General features: G+C 42.6%; 10 protein-coding genes. 8 read left to right on the top strand and 2 right to left on the bottom strand.

The window, feature by feature from the left end; translation table 11 throughout:
* The first annotated feature begins 57 nt into the window (after positions 1 to 57).
* The 6 genes from atpD (at position 58) to G0Q07_RS00315 (ending at position 6258) form a co-directional block, all read left to right on the top strand.
* The gene (atpD, locus tag G0Q07_RS00340) at positions 58 to 1563 is read left to right on the top strand and encodes a F0F1 ATP synthase subunit beta (protein ID WP_163344151.1); all 1506 of its coding nucleotides are present in this window, start codon (positions 58 to 60) and stop codon (positions 1561 to 1563) included.
* A 17-nt stretch (positions 1564 to 1580) separates the two neighbouring features.
* Positions 1581 to 1823, top strand: coding sequence for an ATP synthase F1 subunit epsilon (gene atpC, locus G0Q07_RS00335; RefSeq protein WP_163344149.1), 243 nt, complete (start codon positions 1581 to 1583; stop codon positions 1821 to 1823).
* Positions 1824 to 1934: 111 nt separating this feature from the next.
* Positions 1935 to 2918 (top strand): glycosyltransferase family 9 protein, encoded by a 984-nt coding sequence (locus G0Q07_RS00330; protein ID WP_163344147.1) that lies wholly within the window; start codon positions 1935 to 1937, stop codon positions 2916 to 2918.
* A gap of 95 nt (positions 2919 to 3013) precedes the next feature.
* Complete coding sequence (locus G0Q07_RS00325; RefSeq protein ID WP_163344145.1) at positions 3014 to 4618, top strand: amidase; 1605 nt, start codon at positions 3014 to 3016, stop codon at positions 4616 to 4618.
* Positions 4619 to 4730: 112 nt separating this feature from the next.
* A complete protein-coding gene (gene rlmN / locus G0Q07_RS00320; protein WP_163344143.1) occupies positions 4731 to 5750 on the top strand; it encodes a 23S rRNA (adenine(2503)-C(2))-methyltransferase RlmN in 1020 nt (339 codons plus the stop codon).
* 85 nt (positions 5751 to 5835) lie between these two features.
* On the top strand, positions 5836 to 6258 hold the full coding sequence (locus tag G0Q07_RS00315) for an META domain-containing protein (protein ID WP_163344141.1): 423 nt from the start codon (positions 5836 to 5838) through the stop codon (positions 6256 to 6258).
* Here G0Q07_RS00315 and G0Q07_RS00310 read toward each other — a convergent pair.
* Both G0Q07_RS00310 and G0Q07_RS00305 read right to left on the bottom strand, forming a co-directional pair.
* Complete coding sequence (locus G0Q07_RS00310) at positions 6250 to 7086, bottom strand: MBL fold metallo-hydrolase (protein WP_163344139.1); 837 nt, start codon at positions 7084 to 7086, stop codon at positions 6250 to 6252. The two genes, G0Q07_RS00315 and G0Q07_RS00310, sit on opposite strands and share 9 nt — an antisense overlap.
* Before the next feature lie 50 nt (positions 7087 to 7136).
* Positions 7137 to 8213 (bottom strand): DUF3810 domain-containing protein, encoded by a 1077-nt coding sequence (locus G0Q07_RS00305; RefSeq protein ID WP_163344137.1) that lies wholly within the window; start codon positions 8211 to 8213, stop codon positions 7137 to 7139.
* A gap of 145 nt (positions 8214 to 8358) precedes the next feature.
* Here G0Q07_RS00305 and G0Q07_RS00300 point away from each other — a divergent pair, with 145 nt between their 5' ends.
* Complete coding sequence (locus G0Q07_RS00300; RefSeq protein WP_163344135.1) at positions 8359 to 9573, top strand: dipeptidase; 1215 nt, start codon at positions 8359 to 8361, stop codon at positions 9571 to 9573.
* Positions 9574 to 10051: 478 nt separating this feature from the next.
* Complete coding sequence (locus tag G0Q07_RS00295; protein WP_163344133.1) at positions 10052 to 23476, top strand: HYR domain-containing protein; 13425 nt, start codon at positions 10052 to 10054, stop codon at positions 23474 to 23476.
* The last annotated feature ends 44 nt before the right edge of the window (positions 23477 to 23520 follow it).

Raw genomic sequence — 23520 nt, 5'->3', positions numbered from 1 at the left:
GGTCTATAAAATTGAAACAAAAGAACGGGTTAAACCGGACTTAAATCTAATCCAAATATGGTTCAAAGCATAGGTAAAATATTACAGGTTATCGGACCTGTAGTAGACGTTAGTTTTGATAGTGAAGGCAGCGAACTTCCTTCAATTCACGATGCACTTGAAATTCCCCGCGAAGACAAAGAAAGTTTAATAATAGAATGTCAGCAACACATTGGCGAAAATACAATCCGATGTGTAGCAATGGATTCGACCGATGGTTTGCAGAGAGGGTCAGCGGTAAAGAATTTGGGCAGTCCGATTACCATGCCAAAAGGTGAAATTTCACTCGGTCGCCTGCTAAATGTGGTGGGAGATTCTGTTGATGGATTGGAGCAACTGCCAAAAGAAGGTTTAAGCATACATAGCCAACCTCCTAAATACGAAGATCTGACAACAGAAAGTGAGGTATTATATACCGGGATAAAGGTAATCGACCTGATTGAACCCTATGCAAAAGGAGGTAAAATTGGATTGTTTGGTGGCGCCGGAGTAGGTAAAACCGTTCTGATTCAGGAATTGATCAATAACATTGCATTGGCGCACTCCGGTTTATCGGTATTTGCAGGTGTTGGAGAACGTACCCGTGAAGGAAACGATTTGCTTCGCGAGATGATTGAAGCCAACATTGTTGATTATGGAGAAGACTTCAAAAAATCGATGGAAGAGGGAAACTGGGACCTTTCAAAAGTAGATCCTGAAAAATTAAAAGAATCGAAACTGGCCATGGTATTTGGTCAGATGAATGAACCACCGGGTGCACGTGCCCGTGTTGCGCTTTCAGGACTAACAATTGCCGAAAGTTTGCGCGATGGCGATGGCTCAACAGGAAGTGGTCGCGATATTCTGTTCTTTGTTGATAATATTTTCCGCTTTACACAAGCAGGATCTGAGGTATCAGCGCTGCTCGGGCGTATGCCTTCGGCAGTAGGTTACCAACCAACGTTGGCTACTGAAATGGGGGAGATGCAGGAACGGATTACTTCTACTAAAAATGGGTCGATTACTTCTGTTCAGGCGGTTTATGTACCTGCTGATGACTTGACCGACCCTGCGCCGGCAACAACATTTGCGCACCTCGATGCAACTACAGTATTGAGTCGTAAAATTGCTGAGTTAGGTATTTATCCGGCGGTTGATCCGCTTGATTCTTCTTCACGTATTCTTTCGGCTGAAGTTGTTGGAGACGATCACTACAATTGTGCTCAGGACGTTAAAATGTTGTTACAGCGTTACACGGAGTTGCAGGATATTATCGCAATTCTGGGAATGGATGAACTTTCAGAAGAAGATAAACTGGTGGTTCACCGTGCGCGTCGTGTGCAGCGTTTCCTTTCGCAGCCATTCTTTGTGGCTTCGGCATTTACCGGACTGGAAGGAAAACTGGTTTCGATTGAAGATACGATCAAAGGTTTTAGAATGATTATGAACGGTGATGTTGACAAATATCCGGAGGCAGCTTTTAACCTTGTTGGAACAATTGAAGAAGCCATCGAAAAAGGTGAAAAATTGTTAGCCGACAACTAAAATCGAAAAGGAATACTATGCATTTAGAAATAATTACACCGGATAAAAAAATATTTGAGGGCGAAGTAAGCCTCATTCAACTGCCAGGGAGTAAAGGTGGTTTTGAGATTCTTAAAAACCATGCTCCGATTATTTCAACACTCGAAAAGGGTGTGCTGAAAATAAAAGAAATTAATGGAGGCGAGCAGCATTTTGAAGTTGATGGTGGTGTAATTGAGAATAAAGCAAATAAAATTATAGTATTGGTTGAATCTGCATAATACAATAAAATAAGATATTGAAAAGTCCCCGTAGAAGATTTTCTGCGGGGATTTTTTGTGTTAGAAAATTGAGTTCTCCAAAAATTCAATATCTTCGATACTTTGGAAAATATGAAAGTAAAATTCCTGGTAATACGCTTTAGTTCCATTGGCGACATTGTTCTTACAACGCCGGTTGTTCGCGGATTGAAACAGCAGGTTGAGAATGCTGAAGTTCATTTCGTTACCAAAAAGAAGTTTGCCTGCCTGGTTTATTCCAACCCGTATATCGATAAAGTTCATTTTCTTGAAGATAACATTGGTTCCCTAATTCATGAACTGGCTAAAGAGGACTTTGATTATATTATCGATCTTCATAACAATTTCAGAAGTAACAAAATAAAGCGTCGGTTAAAAATGCAGTCGTTTGCGGTGAATAAAATCAACTGGGAGAAGTTTCTGATGATTCGTTTTAAAATGAACCGTTTGCCCGATGTACATATTGTAGAACGGTATCTTGAAACGGTTTCGATTTTTGATGTGAAAAACGATGACCAGGGGCTGGATTATTTCATCGACGACACAACTTCGTTTAAATTGAGTGACCTGCCCGAAACTTTTCAAAAGGGTTATGTGGCTTTTGTAATTGCCGGAACCTATTTCACTAAAAAACTTCCTGTTCATAAAGTCAGCGAAATATGTCAGCAAATTCCATATCCGGTTATTTTGCTGGGAGGTAAAAATGAATACGATGAAGGCGAACAGGTGCTTTCGCAATCGAAAGGAAATATACTGAACTTTGCCGGAAAAATTTCGCTTAATCAGTCGGCTTCTCTGGTGCGCGACTCGCGGGTAGTGTTGGCAAACGACACCGGATTAATGCACATTGCAGCGGCTTTTAAAAAGAAAATCTTTTCGTTTTGGGGAAATACCATTCCTGAGTTTGGGATGGTGCCTTATCAGCCCGGAGAGTCGTCGGAGATTCTTCAGGTAACCGGTTTGAAATGCCGCCCCTGCTCAAAATTAGGCTATAGAAAATGTCCGATGAAACACTTTAAATGTATGGAAGATATTGATGTTAAAAAGGCGGTTGAGTGGATCAATACAAACTACTAAAAATCTTTCGTGGCGCAATACTTTTTAACGGCAAGAAAATAATTCTTATTTTCAGTCTCAATTCTTGTGTCTCAAAATTTATAAATCTATAATAAATGAAACGTCGTTCCTTTTTTAAAACAACCGCCCTGGGTGGTTCTGTGCTGGCTTTAAGTGGTGTAACTGCATGTGTGCAAGAGTCGAAGGTGCCGGAAGAAGTTGATCTGACTGCATTCGATTTAAATGAGACATCAGCTTTAGAGCTTCAGCAAAAAATGGAATCGAGAGAGCTAACTGCAGAAAGTATTTGTAAAAAGTACCTCGATCGGATTGCGCTGGTTGATCCTCATTTAAAGTCGGTGATTGAGCTAAATCCTGATGCTATGGATATCGCCAAAAAGCTGGATGAAGAACGACAAAACGGGAAAGTTCGTGGCCCGTTGCATGGTATACCGGTGATGATTAAAGACAATATCGATACCGGCGATAAAATGCAAACTACCGCCGGATCGTTGGCATTGGTAGGGAATGTGGCAGAAAAGGATGCATTTATAGTAAAAAAATTACGCGATGCCGGAGCTGTTTTACTCGGTAAAACCAACCTGAGCGAGTGGGCGAATTTTCGATCTACGAATTCGTCAAGCGGTTGGAGCGGCCGTGGCGGACAGGTGAGAAATCCTTTCTGTCTCGATCGGAGCCCGTGTGGTTCCAGTTCCGGAACAGGAGCCGCTGTTTCGGGTAACCTGTGTACCATCGGTATTGGTACCGAAACCAATGGTTCTATTGTTTGTCCCTCAGGAATAAACGGTGTTGTGGGTATAAAACCAACTTTGGGAACATGGAGCCGACAGGGGATTATCCCAATTGCACATAGCCAGGATACAGCCGGGCCGATGGCACGCAATGTAACCGATGCCGCTATTTTGCTGGGGGCTTTGGCTGAATTTGATGCCAGCGATGCTAAAACACATTTAGAACAAGAGAAAATCTACAATGATTATACATCTTTTCTGAAATTGGAAGGATTACAGGGAAAGCGAATTGGTATAGCTTCGCAGATGATTCCGTCGCACGAGAAAGTGAAGGAATTGATCAAAAATGCAGTTCAGGCCATGCAGCAAAACGAGGCTGAGTTGGTTGAAGATCTGGAATTTGAAACAAACCGAAAGTGGGGAGAACCATCCTACCAAGTTTTACTTTACGAATTTAAAGCCGACCTGAATAAGTATCTGCAAGAACATCCTTCTGCTCCACGGAAATCGCTGAAAGAGCTGATAGAATTTAACAAGACAAATGCCGATAAGGAAATGCCGTGGTTTGGCCAGGAGATTTTTGAGGAGGCACAGGAAAAAGGGGATTTAAACTCGGAGGAGTACCTGAAAGCGTTGGATGATTCGAAACGTTTTGCCGGGAAAGAAGGAATAGATGCCTTAATGGACGAACACAATTTGGATGCTTTAATTGCACCTACAAACGGCCCAACATGGAGTATCGACTGGGTAAATGGCGACAGTTTTACCGGCGGTAGTTCTTCGCCGGCAGCTATTTCCGGCTATCCGAATATTACGGTGCCCATGGGATTTGTTGAGGGATTGCCCATTGGACTTTCATTCTTTGGCCGCGCCTGGAGCGAGCCTGTTTTGCTGGAGATTGCCTATGCTTTTGAGCAGGCGACCAAACACCGGGAATCGCCGGATTTTAAAAAATCGTTGATGGAATGAGCTGTCATTTCGATCCGTCAAGTGACGGAGAGAAATCTGTATCAGAAAGAGATTTCTCCTCATTCTTCGTCGAAATGACAAAGTGGTGTATCTTTGCAGCAAACTGAAAGTTATGAAGGAGCCATTATTCGGGAAAACATTAGCAGAATTGCAGGAGTTGGTTGTGGAGCTGGGGCTGCCAAAATTTACCGCTAAACAAATTACAGACTGGCTGTATAAAAAGCCAATCAGTTCGATCGATGAGATGACCAACCTCTCGCTTAAAGCACGTGAATTGCTGAACGAGCGTTTTGAATTTGGCTTAACACCCTACACAAAAGTACAGGCCAGTACTGATGGCACCCGAAAATACCTTTTCCCAACTATTCAGGATAAATTTATCGAGACGGCAATGATCCCGGAACGCGACCGGAAGACCGTTTGCGTGAGCTCGCAGGTGGGCTGCAAGATGGGCTGCCTGTTTTGTTTTACCGCCAAACAAGGTTTTCAGGGACAGCTTTCTGCCGGCGAGATCGTTAATCAAATTAAAAGTATTGATGAAGTTGAAGAGGTAAGTAATATTGTGTACATGGGAATGGGCGAACCTTTCGATAACCTCGATGAAGTATTAAAGAGCCTTGAAATTCTTACTTCCGAATGGGGATTCGGGATGAGTCCGCGGCGGATAACCGTTTCTACTATTGGTATTATTCCAGGCATGCTGACTTTTTTGGAGAAAAGCGAAGCGCATTTAGCCGTGAGTTTACATACGCCATTCCACGAAGAGCGTCAGAAAATTATGCCGGTGCAGGTAGCGTACCCGGTTAACGAAGTTGTGGATGAAATTAAAAGCTGGGATTTTGGCCGTCAGCGTCGTGTGTCGTTCGAGTATATTTTGTTTGAAGATCTGAATGATTCACAGAAACATGTAGATGAACTGGCCCGTTTGCTTAGCGGTTTAAAATGCCGTGTTAACCTGATTCGTTTTCACCCGGTACCGGGAACACCGCTAAAAAGTCCGGGAGAAAAAACCATCCAGCGATTTAAAGATGCGCTCAATAATAAAGGAATTCTCACTACAATTCGTGCTTCGCGCGGACAGGATATTTATGCGGCTTGTGGTTTGCTATCTACTAAAGAGTTGGTGAAGTAGACGTCTGGTTTTAACCCGGTAATATTTTGTGCAAGCACGCAACTTTAACAGTGAACACACCATCATATTGGAAACTACAATTCCGATGAAACGAGCAAAACTTATACTTTTCTTTGTATTATCAGGGCTGTTATTTAATGCCTGTAATGATGACTGCGATTGCAATGGGCAAATGTTGGGGCAGTGGGAAATTGCCGATTTTGTGTCTGTTGAATCGTCAACCTACCCGAAAGATGATAATTACAGTCCGTTAATTGAATTTAATAGAGATAGTACTTACGATTTAGCTTTGGATGTGAATGTTTGCGGAGGCGAATATTCTTTGAGTTCAACCGATAGCATTAGTATTTCCTCGGCGGGTTGTACAAAGATTTGTTGTGACAGTGAATTCTCGAAAAAGATTACGACGATGTTGCCTCGGATTTCTACCTGGAGTATTAACGGAGATGAACTTCGTTTAACGGTTGACGGGTGGGGATGGATTAATTTAAATCGGGTATCAAAGTAATTCTGCCAGGCTGAATTTCTCTTTCATCTGAACACCTTTTTCAGTCTTCTGCACCGAAGCACATTCGGTGTAATAATCATGCTCGAAAAAGAAAATGTAGTTATTTTCAGCTGCCTCTTTCAAAAATCTGCCTTTCTCTTCCATTACTTTTACCGGATCGAGATCGTAAGCTGAAATCCACAGCAAAGGGATGTTGGCGGCTGTTGGAAACAGATCGGAAGTGTAAACAAACGAGTGTTTTTTGGTGTGGAGAATGGGAAGCATTTGTCCCGGAGTGTGGCCATCAAATAGCCTGATTTCAAAGCCCGGCAGCAATTCTCCCTCTTTTTCAATCAGCTTTAGTTTTCCTGATTCCATCATAAAATCCAGCACCGGGTGATGGAAGGCAGCTCTTTCGCGTGGATTCGATATTTGGGCATGTTCCCACTGTGTTTTGCTGCTCCACAAAGTGGCATTCGGAAAAACAAGCTCCGGTTTTCCATCCACATTTTTAACGGCTCCGGTACAGTGATCCCAATGTAAGTGTGTAAAAAATACATCAGTAATATCGGCTGTTGAATAACCTTTTCCGGCCAATGATCTTTCCAGTTCGTCAACCGAAGTAACGCCATTATTCCTGAGGTGTTTCTCGGGATAATGATTCCCAATTCCGGCTTCGATAAGTATTTTCCGATCACTGGTTTCAACCAGCAGACAACGTAATGTTAGTTGGGTGAAATTATTTTCATCGCAGGGGTAAACTTTGTTCCACAATACTTTTGGAATGGCGCCAAACAAGGCTCCTCCATCGCACTGAAAATGACCGGCAGATATTGGAATAAGTTTCATATAAAAATCCTTTTTCTAACAATTGATATAAGCTGTAAAAGTAAAAGTATTTAATGGGGCGCAAGATCGTACCGTTGCTGAAAAGCGGAATCTAACGAAAAGTTCATCACATGGTCAACCACGCCGGTGTAATCTTTTATCCCCGATTTTATATTATTGTGCTTCAGGTAAGCATCGTTGAGTTTCGAAGCTGTTTTGTCCATGGTAGCGTTACGCAATTTATTCCAGTGTTCGCGGATTTTATTGATGTCAGTCTGTACTTCCGGAGAGATCTCAGCAACAAGTTCTTGGTAAGCCTCCAAACCTCTGGACTGTCTGAAAAAATGAAATGAAATAAACAAATTAGCCGAATATCGGATCTGTTGCGACGAACTGTTTGAACAAACCAGCCACGAATAGAAATTAGCTTCAGCCTCGCTGGTAACACCCAGCTGGTGCGCTTTTTCGTGTGCCAGTACAAAGGGGTATTCAATGGGCAAAATCTTTTGGTTTACATGCACTTCGTTAAAAAACGGCCCAAAATAACCTGTAATACCTGATTTTGCATAAAATCCGCTAAACGTGATTTGTTTGTCCGGGCGTTTTCCCATTGGGTAATCGAAATGCAGAGCCGGAGCTAACTCTTTGTAAGATGCTTCAATAAGCTCATCTACATTCTTTTTATCCATGGAATCGAAAGAACAATGCAGTGCATTTACCTCCTGAATATATTGGTGTATAAATTGTACAAACTCCTCTGTGTTTGGCTCTCTGTCCTGCAATTCAAGGCGTTCTTGTAATGGCGAGCGGAAATAATTAAATCCCCAAAGCACATAAAACAGAATATAGGCTGCTGCAAGTATATTTAGCAAAAACTTGCCGGCGTTTTTCCATTTCATACTTTTTGTAAAAACCCTAACGATCAATGCGACGGGCATTAATAACAGTACGACGTATAATACGTCATCAAGCGAAAAAGGAAAAATGGAAGAGACATTTGAAAGTAAAGCGGCTATTTGTGGATAGATTCCCCGGGCGTACCACGTTTCAACAAGCCTGGGTTGCTGACGCAGGATAAGTGTTAACCCAAATATAATTCCTGCCAGAGCCGGAAGAATCAGCCATTTGTATTTTTTGTTTGCCTTCAATTTTTTGCTGTAAAGATAAATTTTCGTTTTGTAAAGACTAAAATTTATTTTATTGTTTATTATGAATTCTTTTTGATCGAAATACCGCTATTCTAAAATACATTTTGTTATTATTGTTTTCAGTTTAAAATCAAAATTACTTATAATGAAAAAGGCGCGCACTTTTTTGCTGATGGTTGGGGGATTGTTGGCAGGTTTAAATGGATTTTGTGAAGGAAAAGATGGTTTAGCAATGGAAATACATAAACGCATAATTACTATTGATACGCACTGTGATACGCCAATGGGTTTGCTTCGAGGCGATTTAGATGTTGGTAAAAAAAATAAGGCACCGGGAAGCCTGGTTGATTTCCCCAGGATGGAAGAAGGCGGTTTGGATGCCATCTTTTTTGCAGCTTTTACCAGCCAGCGCCAGCGCACCGAAGAAAATACACAGAAAGCCTATGAGCTGGCCAATCAAATGATTGAGCTTACCTACGAGGCGTGTAAAAAATATAATAACATGGCCGAGGTGGCAACTACTCCGGAAGATGTTATTCGCCTGGAAAAAGAAGGAAAACGTGCCATTTATATTGGCATGGAAAATGGCTTTCCTGTTGGGCAGGAACTCGACCGGGTTGAAGAATTTTATAATAAAGGTGTTCGATATATTACACTTTGCCACTCGTCGAACAACGATATTTGCGACTCTTCAACCGACAGAAAGGGGCCGGAGTTCGGTGGCTTGAGTCCGTTCGGGAAAAAGGTGGTGAAGGAAATGAACCGCCTCGGAATGCTTGTCGATGTTTCGCATATCTCTGATAAATCGTTTTATGATGTAATTGAATTGAGTGAGGTTCCTGTTTTTGCTTCGCATTCGAGTGTGCGTGCCATTGCAAATCATAAGCGAAACATGACAGACGATATGATTAAAACACTGGCAAAAAATGGCGGTGTAATTCAAATCTGCTTACTTGATGACTACATTAAAGATCCGGATACCACCACTGTGCGTTACCAGAAAGAACAAGAACTTCGGAAAGTTTTTAATACAAGCTTTGCAAAAATGAGCGAAGAGGAACAGGCAGTAGTGAGGAAACAATGGCGCCAACTGGATGAGAAATATCCAAAGCACCTGCCTATTGTTGCCGATTGTGTAGATCATATCGATCATGTAAAAAATCTTGTAGGCATTGATTATGTTGGAATTGGTTCTGATTTTGACGGCGGCGGCGGTTTAGCCGATTGTGCAGATGTAAGCCAAATGCCAAACATTACTGCCGAAATGCTAAAGCGCGGTTACACCGAAGAAGAAATTGCTAAAGTTTGGGGCGGTAACTTTCTTCGGGTATTTGCTGAGGTGATTGAAAATAAGCAATAATTGCTTTTCGGCAAGGAGCTTTAACTTTCAATTGTAATAAGTTTAAAAGGTTAGAAAGATCTGATCAGTAGAGTAAAACCAAATACTGATCAGATCTTTTTTTGTTCATTAAAAAGCTAAAGGTTGAAAAGTCCATTCATAAACAAATGGGCATTGATGGTGAAAGGCTGCCAATAAAAGGGATTTATTGCTAATGAAATAATTTTGAGGTACTTTTGGGGCGAATGTTTGACTAAAAGTGTTTTGTTATTGTACAGAATTATGTTTTGAGATAGCATAACTCAGGGCATAATTTCGGGTAGCAAAATTAACCAGGAAAGTGTTGGTGACAATTTGTTACTATTACCCAATCAGGAAAATACTGATGCTTTTAATAGCTGGTATTTTCCTCAACAATATGGAGATAAATTCGGCGGAATGTGTCAATGCTATTGAATTGTCCAAATCCAAGTGCCTGTCAAACAATGGGTTGGTCTTGGTGCCTCCTTTTCCAGATTCGCTCAAAGAAGTTGGTATCAAACACTTTAATCTTCCGCAACTTGGCTATCCTGATGACATTATTCATCCCGCAGATGAGAATTCATGTTCAGCCGTCATTAAATCAGGTTTAAATATTAATCATCTCGCTAATCATCTCAAAAGCTTGTCATGGAAAATGTTGGGGGCAACAATTGATCAATCTTCTAAAACGGGTATTAATCAGTTGAGTTCTCACATATTCAACAAAGGGAAGACAACGATTGTGTATGAAGGCATAGACCAGAACAACGAGCTTGTAGCCGATACTTTTACTGTGACTGTTATTGATAAACAGGCTCCACGTTTTATTTATTCACCCGGGGATATAATCGTTTCAACTATTCCGGGAGAATGTAATACTAAAGTAATTTGGTCAGAACCTGTTGTTGCAGACAATTGCGTTTCTTCAGATCGGCTTGTTGTTGAATCAAATTACAGGCCCGGAGATACTTTTTTGGTGGGGAAAACAGAAGTTGTTTACAAGGTTACCGATGGATTAAATGAAGCAGAACATCGTTTTAATGTTATGGTTGTTGACAACGAGCAACCCTACTTAATTGCTCCGAATCCAGAAATTATCGTTTGCGGCGAAGAGGTGGAAGATGCATTTACAAGTTGGGAGCAGTTTGAAAAAGCCGGCGGTTCGGTAAGTGACAACTGCGAAATAGATTACAACAGCTTTCGCTATGTGAGTCAAAAATCAAGCGGCATCCGTTGTCCTTATACCATCACCCGCACTTATAGTATAGCGGATGTGAATGGGAATATTGCTGAAGTAAGCCGTGTTATTGAGGTTACAGGCGAAGAATTACAAGTAGGCCAGGAAAATGCAGGTAGATCTGAACCGGTTTTGAAATCGGGAACGGGTACAAGCGAAGTGAATATTACAGAGGGAGGAATAACAAATGTGACCTGCCACGGAGAAAGTAATGGAGCAATAATAGTTAATGTTTCTTCAACAAGTCCTCCTTATGCAGTAGATTGGTCTGGTCCGGTTTCTGGAAATGTTTCGAATCAAACCGGTTCTTCGTATACGATTTCGAATCTAAGTGCGGGAAACTATACAATCGAAGTTCGCGACCAGGATAATAACACTAAGAATTTAAATGTTACGATTACCGAACCTGCAAATCTTAGTGCTTCGGGTACGCAAACACAGGCAGTGAGTTGTTTTGGAGGCAGTAATGGGATTGCAAACGTAACACCATCAGGCGGAACGTCTCCTTATGCAATAACTCCTTCACAAACAGGATTATCAGCGGGCTTGTATACATTCACTGTAACCGATGCGAATGGTTGTACCACAACGGCTGATGTTACAATTACCGAACCTGCAAATCTTAGTGCTTCGGTTACGCAAACACAGGCAGTGAGTTGTTTTGGAGGCAGTAATGGGATTGCAAACGTAACACCATCAGGCGGAACGTCTCCTTATGCAATAACTCCTTCACAAACAGGATTATCAGTGGGCTTGTATACATTCACTGTAACCGATGCGAATGGTTGTACCACAACGGCTGATGTTACAATTACCGAACCTACAAATCTTAGTGCTTCGGTTACGCAAACACAAGCAGTGAGTTGTTTTGGAGGCAGTAATGGGATTGCAAACGTAACACCATCAGGCGGAACGTCTCCTTATACAATATCTCCTTCACAAACAGGATTATCAGCGGGCTTGCATACATTCACTGTAACCGATGCGAATGGTTGTACCACAACGGCTGATGTTACAATTACCGAACCTGCAATTCTTAGTGCTTCGATTGTTGCAACCAGCCCTATCCTCTGCTACAACGGCATAGCAACCATTCAAATTTCCGCTTCTGGCGGTACTTCTCCCTACACTTACAATTTTGAAGGAGAATCATCCAATTCTACAGGGATTTTCACGGGTATTTCAGGTTCGGTAGCTGGAACAGATTACGATTACAGTGTTACCGATGCCAATGGTTGTACAACTAATGTACAGAGCATAACAATTACTCAGCCACCTGAGTTAACCGCATCTGCCAATGCGCCCGATGTTACCTGTAACGGACAAACAACAACCGTTACCATCACTGCCACAGGCGGTACTTCTCCACTTTCCTATACTTTAAACGGAGTAACTAAAAACAACGGAACGTTTTCCGGGATTACCGCTGGAAATTACACCTGGAGTGTTACTGATGATAATAACTGTAATGTGGTACCCGGTTCGGTTAGCATTGATGAATCCGATCCGGTTACTATTTCTTCAGCTAATATAACCTCTCCAATTACATGCAATGGAGGAACAGCTACAGTTGAAATTCAGGCTACGGGGGGTAGCGGAAATTATAGTTATACTTTTAACGGGCAAACCAATGCCACCGGTGTTTTCTCAGGTGTTTATGCCGGTACTAATTTATCCATTAGTGTTGTTGATGACAATGGCTGCGGACCTGCCTTTGAAAGTATTGATGTGGCTGAACCACCGGCGTTAACAGCTAATGCAGCCGTGTCTTCCGAAATACGCTGTAATGGAGAAACTGCGGAAGTTACAATTACCGCATCAGGCGGAACCGGTTTGCTGCTTTACACGTTTAATGGAGTTCCTCAGACCTCAAATGTTTTTACAGGAATTGTTGCCGGCAACAATTATGTTTGGAGTATAACCGACGCTAATGGATGTGGACCGGTTACCGGAACATTAACCGTTGCCCAGCCAAATGCTTTAACCGCTTCGGTTTCTGAAACTGCAGCTATTATCTGCAATGGCGGAACAGCCGATATCCTCATCACGGCCTCAGGCGGAACAGGTACCAAAACATATTCGTTTGAAGGACAACCGGATGATATGACCGGTGAATTTACAGGAATACTGGCTGGAACCTATGATTGGAGAGTGGAAGATGATAACGGATGTTCTTTTTCAGGCACTTACGAAATACAGGGACCTGCGGCAGTGGAAATTACGTCGATTGGCTCCAACAGCGATATTTGCGAAGGGGAAACTCTCACTCTTACATCCACCTCACAAGGTGGAACAGGTAACCTTTCGTATAGTTGGTCAGGCCCCAACGGGTTTACCTCCAACTCACCCAATCCCTCCATTCCCAATGCCACCTCTGCTGCCAGTGGAGAATACGAGCTAACCGTCACCGATGCCAATAATTGTATGGCCACAGCCACAACAGATGTAACTGTACATGCTACACCAACCATGAATATCCCTACAGATATTGAAGATTGCCACGGAACGGTTATTTCTGCCATCACCCTAACCGGTGCTGCAGATTCCTATGAATGGGAAATCGACGATACTTCAGTTGGATTTGCTGCAAGCAGCGGAACAGATGTTATTCCTGCGTTTACAATGGAAAACGAAGGAAATACACCAATAACGGCAACGATTACGGTTACACCATCCATTACCGAAGGTTGTGAAGGATTACCAAAAAGCTTTACCATTACGGTGAATCCGATACCTAAGCTCACAATAACTAATAACACACAAACTTTATGTGAAAATGGAACAACAAATATTGTTTTGAGCAGTAATGTGACTAATTCTACGTTTTCTTGGTCAGGAAATAATGGTACATCGGGAAGCGGAACAGGTACTCAGCTAATAATTGCCCAAAATATATCAAGTAGTGTTACTTATACCATTAATTTATCAGCGAATGGCTGCCCGGCTGATCAGGCCACAGAAACGGTTACAGTATTTGATGAAAATTTCAATCTTCTATCCAATGTCACAAATGTTACCTCAGAATCTAATTTATGCTCTGGCAGCTCTTTCTTCATTGAGTTTCAAGGAGCAAGTCCTTCTTATAATGCAGGTGGAAGTACATTTATCGGAACTAACTGGCAATGGTACACCCGGTTTGAATGGTCTATAAATAATACGAATGTGACATTGCAAAATTTACAGGAGGACTTAATTTTAATTGAGCCTTATTCGGGAACTTCCGATGGAGATGAAGGCAGAATAGCTTTTGATATTATAAATAATACGGATGAAGACCAAGTAGTTACAATTACAATTACCCCGTGGGCATATTATCGATCTCGATTTTGTTTTTTCGGTTGTGGTAATAACTGGAGTTCTTGGGAAAAACAATGTGCTGGTGCAGCATATTCTAAAACTATAACAATCCGACCTTTTTCAATTGAATGCCCAAGTGATTATGTTTTGAATACCGATCCTGGAGACTGCAATGCAACATTGACACCTGATCCTTTAATTTTAAACTGCGATCCGGGAACTACAACTTCATGGAGTACGTCTGACGGAGGATATGGTTCCGAAAACATTGCTAATTATGATTTCCCAATAGGAACAACAACGGTCACGTACAGGGTGGAAGAAACACCATCCAATTTCAGGGAGTGTACTTTCGATGTCACCGTCACCGACGACGAGGCCCCGGTAATAAGTAACTGCCCAGGTGATTTCAATGTTCCAATGGATGCAGATGAATGCGGCGCGGTAATTACATGGACTGAGCCAACTGTTGACGACAACTGCGATGTTGCACCCACCTTAACCCGCACCGATGGAACCGGTTACAACAGCGGCGATCTGTTCCCGGCCGGAACCACCACCATCAGTTACCTCGCTAACGATGCCACCGGAAATACAAGCAACTGCAGTTTCGATATTACGGTGGCTCCCGATGATGAACCTCCGGTTTGGACTTGCATTGGAGACCAGGCGGAATGTGCCCCGGCCGGAAGTCCCTACATCATGATTGGTGACGCATGGGAACCAGAGGTTACTGAAAATTGTTCGGGATCATTAACAAAAACCTATTCACTTTCGGGTGCAACAACCGGAACCGGTACTTCACTCAACAATGTTGAATTTGGCGTGGGAACAACGACTGTTACCTGGACAGCTACCGATGTAAACGGGAACTCCTCAACTTGCCAATTCGATGTGGAGATAAATGAAATGCCTGCAGTGAGCATCACCGAAGGCAATCAGTCGGTTTGTTCAACCACCGGTTCGGCCACCTTTACAGCAGCAGCAACAGGTACACCTGCCGCTACATGGCAATGGTACAAAGATGGAACAGAAATACCGGGCGAGACAGGTGACCAGCTAACTTTAAACAACGTGCAGGAAATCGACGCCGGTAGCTACACCGTTGAAGTAACAAACAATTGCGGAACCGCCATTTCTGCTCCGGCAACCTTATCGGTCACTTCTGCCCCGGTAATTACAACTCAGCCAGCCTCTCAAACCGACTGCGATGGCAACCTGGTTGAATTTGATGTGGTGGTACAACAAGGAAGCACTCCATACTCTTATTTTTGGGAAATGCGTGAAACCGCAGCCTCTGCCTGGATTGAGGCTGCAACAGTAAATAATATTGAGTTTAATGCCGATAGCAGTCAGTTGCGGGTGTATAATATTGGTAACCCGGATAATCCTGACCAGTCGCAGTACCGCGTAACGGTTACCGATGCTTGTGGAAATACCGATATTTCTACTATTACCACTTTAACGGCAAATAATGTTGAATCGGCTGACATTGCAGTTCAAACGGTTTGTGAAGGTGAAGGAACAACTATTACTGCCATCACATCTGGTGCTACACCACTTTCGCACCAATGGTTATTTGATGATGGAAGTGGATGGATTGATTTAACAAACGGAGGTGCTTATTCAGGGGTGACTTCTGCCACACTAACAATTAACAATGCAACTGTTTCTGAAACCGGAGAATATCGTTTTAGGGCAGTATTCCCTATAAACAAGCCCAATAATATGTCGGCAACCGATTGCGAACGCACCTTAATAACCACAAAAGCAGTGGCTTTTACCGTTGATCCAGGACCACAAATAGTAGCTGTTACTTCAACCCCCGAAATTTGTGCCGGGGATTATTTTGAAATTAAAATTTACGATGCCAACGGTGCATCTGGTGTAACGTATTCATGGACCAGAACTAATGAAAGTGTGCTCCCGGGTACACTAAGTGAAATGACTATAGGTGATACTTTGATTATTTCCGGAACATTAAACAGTGGATCGCCTGGAACGCTTTTAACTACCACATTTAATATTACAGGTGCAACAGCACTTGGTTGCGAATCAACCCAACAGGTTTCCATAGATGTTGGCGATGAAATTGCTCCGACACTAAGCTCCGGTACCTGCCCTCCAGATACTACGGTTGGAGCCGATGCCGGAACCTGCGGCGCAGTGGTAAGTTACACCCCGCCTACCTTCGATGACAATTGCGACGGAGCCGACCTCCCCGGAACATTGGTTGCCGGTCTTGCCTCGGGAGAAACGTTCCCACAGGGAACAACCACTGTTACTTACGAATATTACGATGCCGCCGGAAACGGGCCGGCTACCTGTTCTTCCACTGTTACAGTTACCGATAACCAGGTTCCAACAGCCAGTTGTCAAAATTTCTCTGTTGAACTGGATGAAAACGGATTGGCAACTATTTCTGTTAACGATATTGATAATGGATCTTCCGACAATTGTGGCATAGACAGTATGTGGCTTGATATCACTTCTTTTGACTGTACCAACCTTGGCAACAATATGGTAACCTTAACCGTTCGCGACAGCAGTGGTTTTACCGATCAATGTCCGGCTGTTGTTACGGTTTTGGACAACACCAACCCGTTGGATATTGTGGTAAATGATATTTCGCAAACGTCAATCGATTGTTATGGGGGAACAGCTACAGTTACTATATTGGCATCAGGAGGTGTAGGTCCGCTTACGTATACTTTCGGAACAGCATCAAATCAAACCGGAGTTTTCAATAATGTATCTGCTGGCACTTACAGTTGGAGCATTACTGATCCGCAACATTGTGGTGATACCATTTCGGCCAGTGATTTTGTGGTAACCCAACCCGGCGAATTGAATGCTAATATTGCATTAACCGAAGTAACCTGTTCATCAGGTGATGACGGTAAAATTACAGTAATTGGTTCGTATGGCGGATCGGGCGATTACGAATATCGATTGGAGAGTTCCATTGAAAATCGTCCATGGCAAAGCGATTCGGTTTTTGCTAATCTTTCTCCTGGTTTTTATGATATTTGGATGCGTGATTCCAATTCCTCTTCCTGCGAAATTGAAATTCAGTCTGACGTAGAAGTGTATATTCTTACTGCTACTATTACTGAAACGGATATTACCTGTTACAATGGCAATGATGGTAGCATCAGCATAACTAATCCAGCCGGAGGAGCTTCTCCTTATCACTATTCAATTGACGCCATAGATTTCACCAATACAACAGGACTTTTCACCGGATTATCAGCCGATACTTTTAAGGTGCAAATCCGCGATGCCGACAACTGTATTGTGGTACTCGATTCAATGGTAATTCTTACACAACCCGACAGTTTGGATGCAACGGTTGCTTCAACCAGCGTGAGTTGTGGTGGTGCCGATGATGGTACCATAACAATAAGCGCAGCTTCAGGTGGAACAGGTTCGTATGAATACTCAATTGATGGGGGCTCAACCTGGCAATCATCCGGCAATTTTGGTCCTATAGCGGCAGGTTTCTATGATGTATGGATAAGAGATGGAAGCTTGTGCACAAAACAACTGGAAATCGTGGAAATTACTGAACTTCCGCCTTTGGCTGCCGATCTCGATTCAGTCAATATTTCCTGTTACGGTGGTAACGACGGGACAATCACTGTTTCAAATGAAACTGGTGGTTCGGGCGTTTACGAATATTCAATCGACAATGGAGTTAGCTGGCAAGCCTCCGGCAGTTATATAAATTTGATTGCCGGAACTTATCAGGTAATTCTGCGCGATTCGAATGCTGTTGCCTGCGAACTAACCCTGGATGCTAATTTGGTGCTCACAGAACCGGTGCCTTTGGAAATTACTACTGAACCAGTTGACTTTGCAGATTGTGAAGCGAGTACTGCTCAGTTTTCGGTAGGACATTCTTCTGGTGTTGGAGCTGTTAATTTCACGTGGCAGAAAGAAAGTTCGGGCACGTGGACAGACCTTGCAAATGCAGAAGATATTACCGGTGTTGATTTGGCGACTTTGCAAATTGCGAATATAGAACCAGCTGACGCCGGTTTATACCGTTTAATTATTGAAGACAATTGTTTGGCCGATACTTCCGAAGCTGTGACATTAACAGTAAATGCTATTCTTGATCTGATTCCCAATGTAACAACGGTTGAAATTTGCGGGGGGACAGATACTTCATTTACAGTGAATACCATTGGCAACAATCCGGTTTATCAGTGGCAAAAATTTAACGGAACAGACTGGGATAATGTAGTTGATAATTCAGTCATCTCCGGATCACAAAGCAACAGGTTACTATTAAGCGGAGCAACTGTTGCCGAAAGTGGCGAATACCAAGTAGTAGTAACTTTCGGCAATACAAGTGGAACAGGGTGTACAATTGAAAGCAATACTTTATTTGAACGACGTTTAGATGTGCTTCCAACACCTACTCTCGACAGTATTCATGATTATACTTATTGCGAAGGAGATTATCCGGCACCGATTACGCTAAGTGGCTCGCCGGCAAATGTAAGCTACGATTTAGTAGCCAGTAATTACATTGGTTTATTCGATCAAACCAATATAACAACAGGCGAAATAGCATTTCCGTCTTTTGTAACCTGGGGAATGGCAACAGTAACCGTAACACCAAAAGCAAATGGATGCGTTGGAACACCCAGAACTTTTACGATTAATGTAGAGCCAAAACCAATTTTCTCGGTCGCCCCTCCGGTTCAAACAATATGTTCGGGCGATGAAGCTTCAATTGTTTTTACCGGAAATACAGATAGTATTTCGTACAGTTGGACCGTTGACGACCCATCGGGAACCGTAAGCGGATGGAGTGCAGTAAGCGATTCGTTGGCAGGCGGTATTTCGCAAACGCTTATAAATTTGGGCACAACTGCTTCAACGGTAACTTATACCGTTACATCATCAAAAAATGGCTGCCCGGGACTGGCTAATACCGTTGGAATCACTGTACAGCCCGCTATCGAACTGGTAATTACCCAGCCCGATACAGTTTGTGAACCCGGATCCGTTGATATAACAGACCCTGCAATTGTAGTTGGCTCAACCCCGGGTTTAACTTACGAATATTACCTCGACTCAACACTTTTTAGTTATCATCCCGACCCTGCAAATGCCACAACCGGAACCTATGTTATAAAGGCTACAGACCCCGCAACCAATTGCTACGCAATTGCTCCTGTAAACGTTAAAGTAGTTCCTTCACCAACAGTGGTTATTAATGATCCAGATCCTATTTGTGCACCAGGGACTATTGATTTGACTGATCCTCTAATAACTGCAGGATCCTCAAGTGGTTTGGATTATACCTATTGGGAGGATGATCTGGCAACAATTCCTTATGATGATTCTTTGACGGCAACCGACGGTATTTATTTCATTAAAGGAGAGACAGTGAATGGATGTTATGATATTAACCCCGTGGCTATAAACGTATATACGACGTTAGGAACACCAATTTTTGCAGATGGGGCTATTTCAGATGTTTGTCAGGATGCAGACTCTTATATCTATTCAGCCACAGCTGAAAATAGTTTAACTCTTACTTATTCAATTGATGCAGCAAGCGAAGCTGCGGGGAACACAGTAGATAGTAATACTGGTGAAGTTACTTTCGCTCCCGGATACAATGGTACCATTTATTTATCAGCTACGGGAACAGGATGTGCTCCGGATGCAACAACTGTTCATACTATTACAGTTAATGAACCACCAACATTAACATTGTCAGCAATAAATCCCGATCCTGCGGAAATTTGCAGAGGAGAAGCAGTAACCATAACAACCCGTAGTGTTGGGAATTCGGTAAATCAAACCTACTCCGGTTCATCAGGTAATATAAATTTAAATATACCTGACAATAGCAGCACTGCATATTCGTATTCTTCAATAAATCTTTCAGGAAGTGGTGCACAGGTAGTTAGTGCGAGCGATATAATAATTGTTACATTAAATATTACCCATACTTATGATGCAGATTTAGATATTTTCCTTGTAGATCCAAGTGGAAATTATGCAATGGAAATATCAACAAATAATGGTGGTTCAGGAAATAACTATCAGGACACGGAAATACGAACAGATGTGGCTAATATTATAGGTTCCGGTGGAAATAATACTGCACCATTTTTGGGTAGTTATGCTCCTGAAGGATCAATAACTACAGCCCCAAATAGAAGCGGAGCTGCGCCAAACGAAAGTGGAAATTATAATTTAGTAATACCCAATAATTCTTTAGAAGGTGCATTAATTGCTGGAGATTGGGAACTTAGAGTCTTCGATGCATATAATCAGGATGTTGGAACGCTGGATAACTGGTCATTGTCTATTGTTAAGCAGGTGGGTAGTGGCTTTATAACCTCATTCGAAGGACCGGGCACAATCGGTTCTGTTGCTTATTCTGGGACCTTAAATGAATACGCAACTGTAACAGTTTCCCCCGACGCAAACGGTGCAAGTGTCTATACCGCAACCACCACAGATGCCAACGGTTGCATTGCTACGCTTGATATTCCTGTTATTGTTAATGAAACTCCAGATCCCCATATTGCAGCTGATTATTGCTCCATTGACGGAAAAATTGAATTAACAGCACTGGGTGGAGCTTCGGGTGCAACTTACAGCTGGAGCACAGGAGAATCTACCCCGGCAATTATAGTTGATGAAGTTAATATATACTCAGTAATCATTACCAATCCTAATGGTTGTTCAGCAACCGGTTATCTTGATGTAAGCAATGAGCTTGTTGTGAATGGCGATTTTGAAGCCGGTAACACAGGTTTTTCAACTGGATACGGATTTGTCGATCCTTATTTAAATAGTCCTCCAAGTGACGCACCATCTTCAGGTACTCCGGGAAGTTCATTATGGCCTGAGGATTTATACGGCATTGGGACAAATGCCAGGTATTATCACACTAACTTTTGGGGAAGACAAGATCATACTGATGGCAATGGTAATTTTATGATTGTTAACGGCAATAGAACTGCCGGCACCCCAATTTGGGAAGAAACTGTTATTGTGGAACCAAATACTAATTACTATTTCTCTGCCTGGTCCATGAGTCTGAATAGTGCAGGTAATGATGCAGTATTGCAGTTTGAAGTAGATGGTGAATTGGTAGGAACACAAGCAAGGCTTTCTCCGGGGGTAAGTAATAATAGCAATAATGGATGGACTCGGTTTTATAGTGACCCATTATGGAATTCGGGAAGTGTAAGTGGTCCGATTACCATCCGTATTAGAAACGTTGAACCGGCAGCTGGTGGTAACGATTTTGGTTTGGATGATATCTCATTCGGTACACTGGATCCTCTGCCGCTTGAAATTGATGTTTATGCCAATGAAGTTTGTGAAGACGATACCCTGTTTTTGTCCTCCAATTCAATTCACGGGCTTGAACCGATTACCTATTCCTGGATCGGACCAAACGGATGGACATCTTCTGAACAAAACCCAATTATCCCCAATGTATCATTGGCAGATGCAGGACAATATAAACTGGAAGCAACCGATGGTTACGGTTGCGAAATTCTGCCCGATTCAGTAACAGTAATTGTAGAAACTGCACCAACAGTTGATGCAGGACCAGATACTTTGGTGTGTTCTGCTGACTCTGTAATAAATCTTAACGGTATTATCGGAGGTTCGGCAAGTTCAGCTATCTGGACAGGCGGAACCGGAATTTTCCATCCGGGAGTAAACAGTCCGGTTGCCACTTACACGCTTAGCCCGGCAGAAATAAATGCTGGTGTGGCAATGCTTGTTTTAAGCACCGATGACCCGCCAGGAATTTGCGAACCGGCTACTGATACACTTTTCATTTCTATTCATGAATCGCCACAAATTGATTCGATTGTAACAACTGAACCATTGTGTAATAATGTTCTTAATGGTACGGCAAATGTCCATATTGCAGGAGGTACAGAACCTTATTCGTATTTATGGAGTACCGGGCACACAACACCTTCTGTGTCGGGGCTTGGAGCCGATACATTTTGGGTGCAGGTAAGCGATGCGAATTTATGTACTGTTTCCGATACTTTTATTATTACCGAACCGGAACCTTTTGTTATTTCACCAACTTCTCCCATTGTTGTTTCGCCATCATGTTTTGGTGCTGAAGACGGTTGGGCTTTTGTTGAAGTTTCAGGAGGTATTCCTCCTTACCGGTTCAATTGGGATAATAATGCCGATCCTATGGGTGTATACCAGGACACGGCGTTTAATCTTCCGGCAGGAATTTATAACGTATATGTTACAGATTCTGCCAATTGTGCAGCAGCTAATATCCAGGTAACTGTTCCGCAGCCTCCGCCTCCGATATTAAATTGTCCGCCTGATTACGAAGACATAATAGACCCCGACAGTTGCAGTATTACTTATGATACCATTGTTGATCCTTATTATAATGGTTTTTGCGATGTTACTTTAACATACACCGTTTCGGGTACTACCAATGCAACAGGCACCGGTTCGGTTAACGGGCAGGTGGCTTTTAATATTGGGCAGTCAACTGTTGAATATAGAATTGAAGACGCTGCCGGAAATATTGACTCGTGTAGTTTTAATGTTTGGGTGAAACACCTTGATTTGCCCACGGCAAATATTAGTTGTCCTGCCGATTCGGTCACACAAAATATTGATCCGGGAAGTTGTGAAGCTACAGTGACAAATCTTAATGCACCGGTCATTGCCGATCCCTGTAACGAAATTGATTCGGTTTGGCATAATTCGCCTTACGGCACAAGTGCAGGAGATGCAAGTGGCTCATATCCGGCGGGAGTTACCGAATTTAGATGGTTTATTACCGATTTATCAGGAAATATAGACAGTAGTTGTACGGTTGTGATAACCGTAAACGACGTTGAACCTCCGGTGTTTATTACTTGTCCGTCGGATGTGGAAGATGTGATTGCCGACGATAGTTGTTCAATAACTAATCTCCCCTTAACCGATCCTACATATTCTGATAATTGTACCCCGGTATTAACCTACACATTATCGGGGGCAACAATGGGCAGCGGCAGCGGTTCGGCAAGTGGCGAAACCTTTAACATTGGGCAAACAACAGTAACATATGTAATAACCGATTCGAACAACAATACAGATGTTTGTGAGTTTGTGGTTTGGGTAAAACACCTTAATGTTCCTGTCGATAATTACACCTGCCCGCAGGATTCGGTTTGGGCCACCCCGGATATCGGAAATTGTGAAGCCGATGTTACACTTGATGCTTTAACCTATACCGACCCATGTAACGAAATAGATTCGGTGTGGAATGAATCGCCACATCGTTCTAGCCCAAAGATGCAAGTGGTACCTATCCGGTCGGCACCACAACTTTTAATTGGTACATAACCGATATCTCGGGGAATATTGACAGTTGTGTAGTAACTGTAATT

This window comes from Draconibacterium halophilum, from assembly GCF_010448835.1.
Taxonomy (GTDB): domain Bacteria; phylum Bacteroidota; class Bacteroidia; order Bacteroidales; family Prolixibacteraceae; genus Draconibacterium; species Draconibacterium halophilum.
This window is presented reverse-complemented; position numbering and strand designations above follow the sequence as displayed.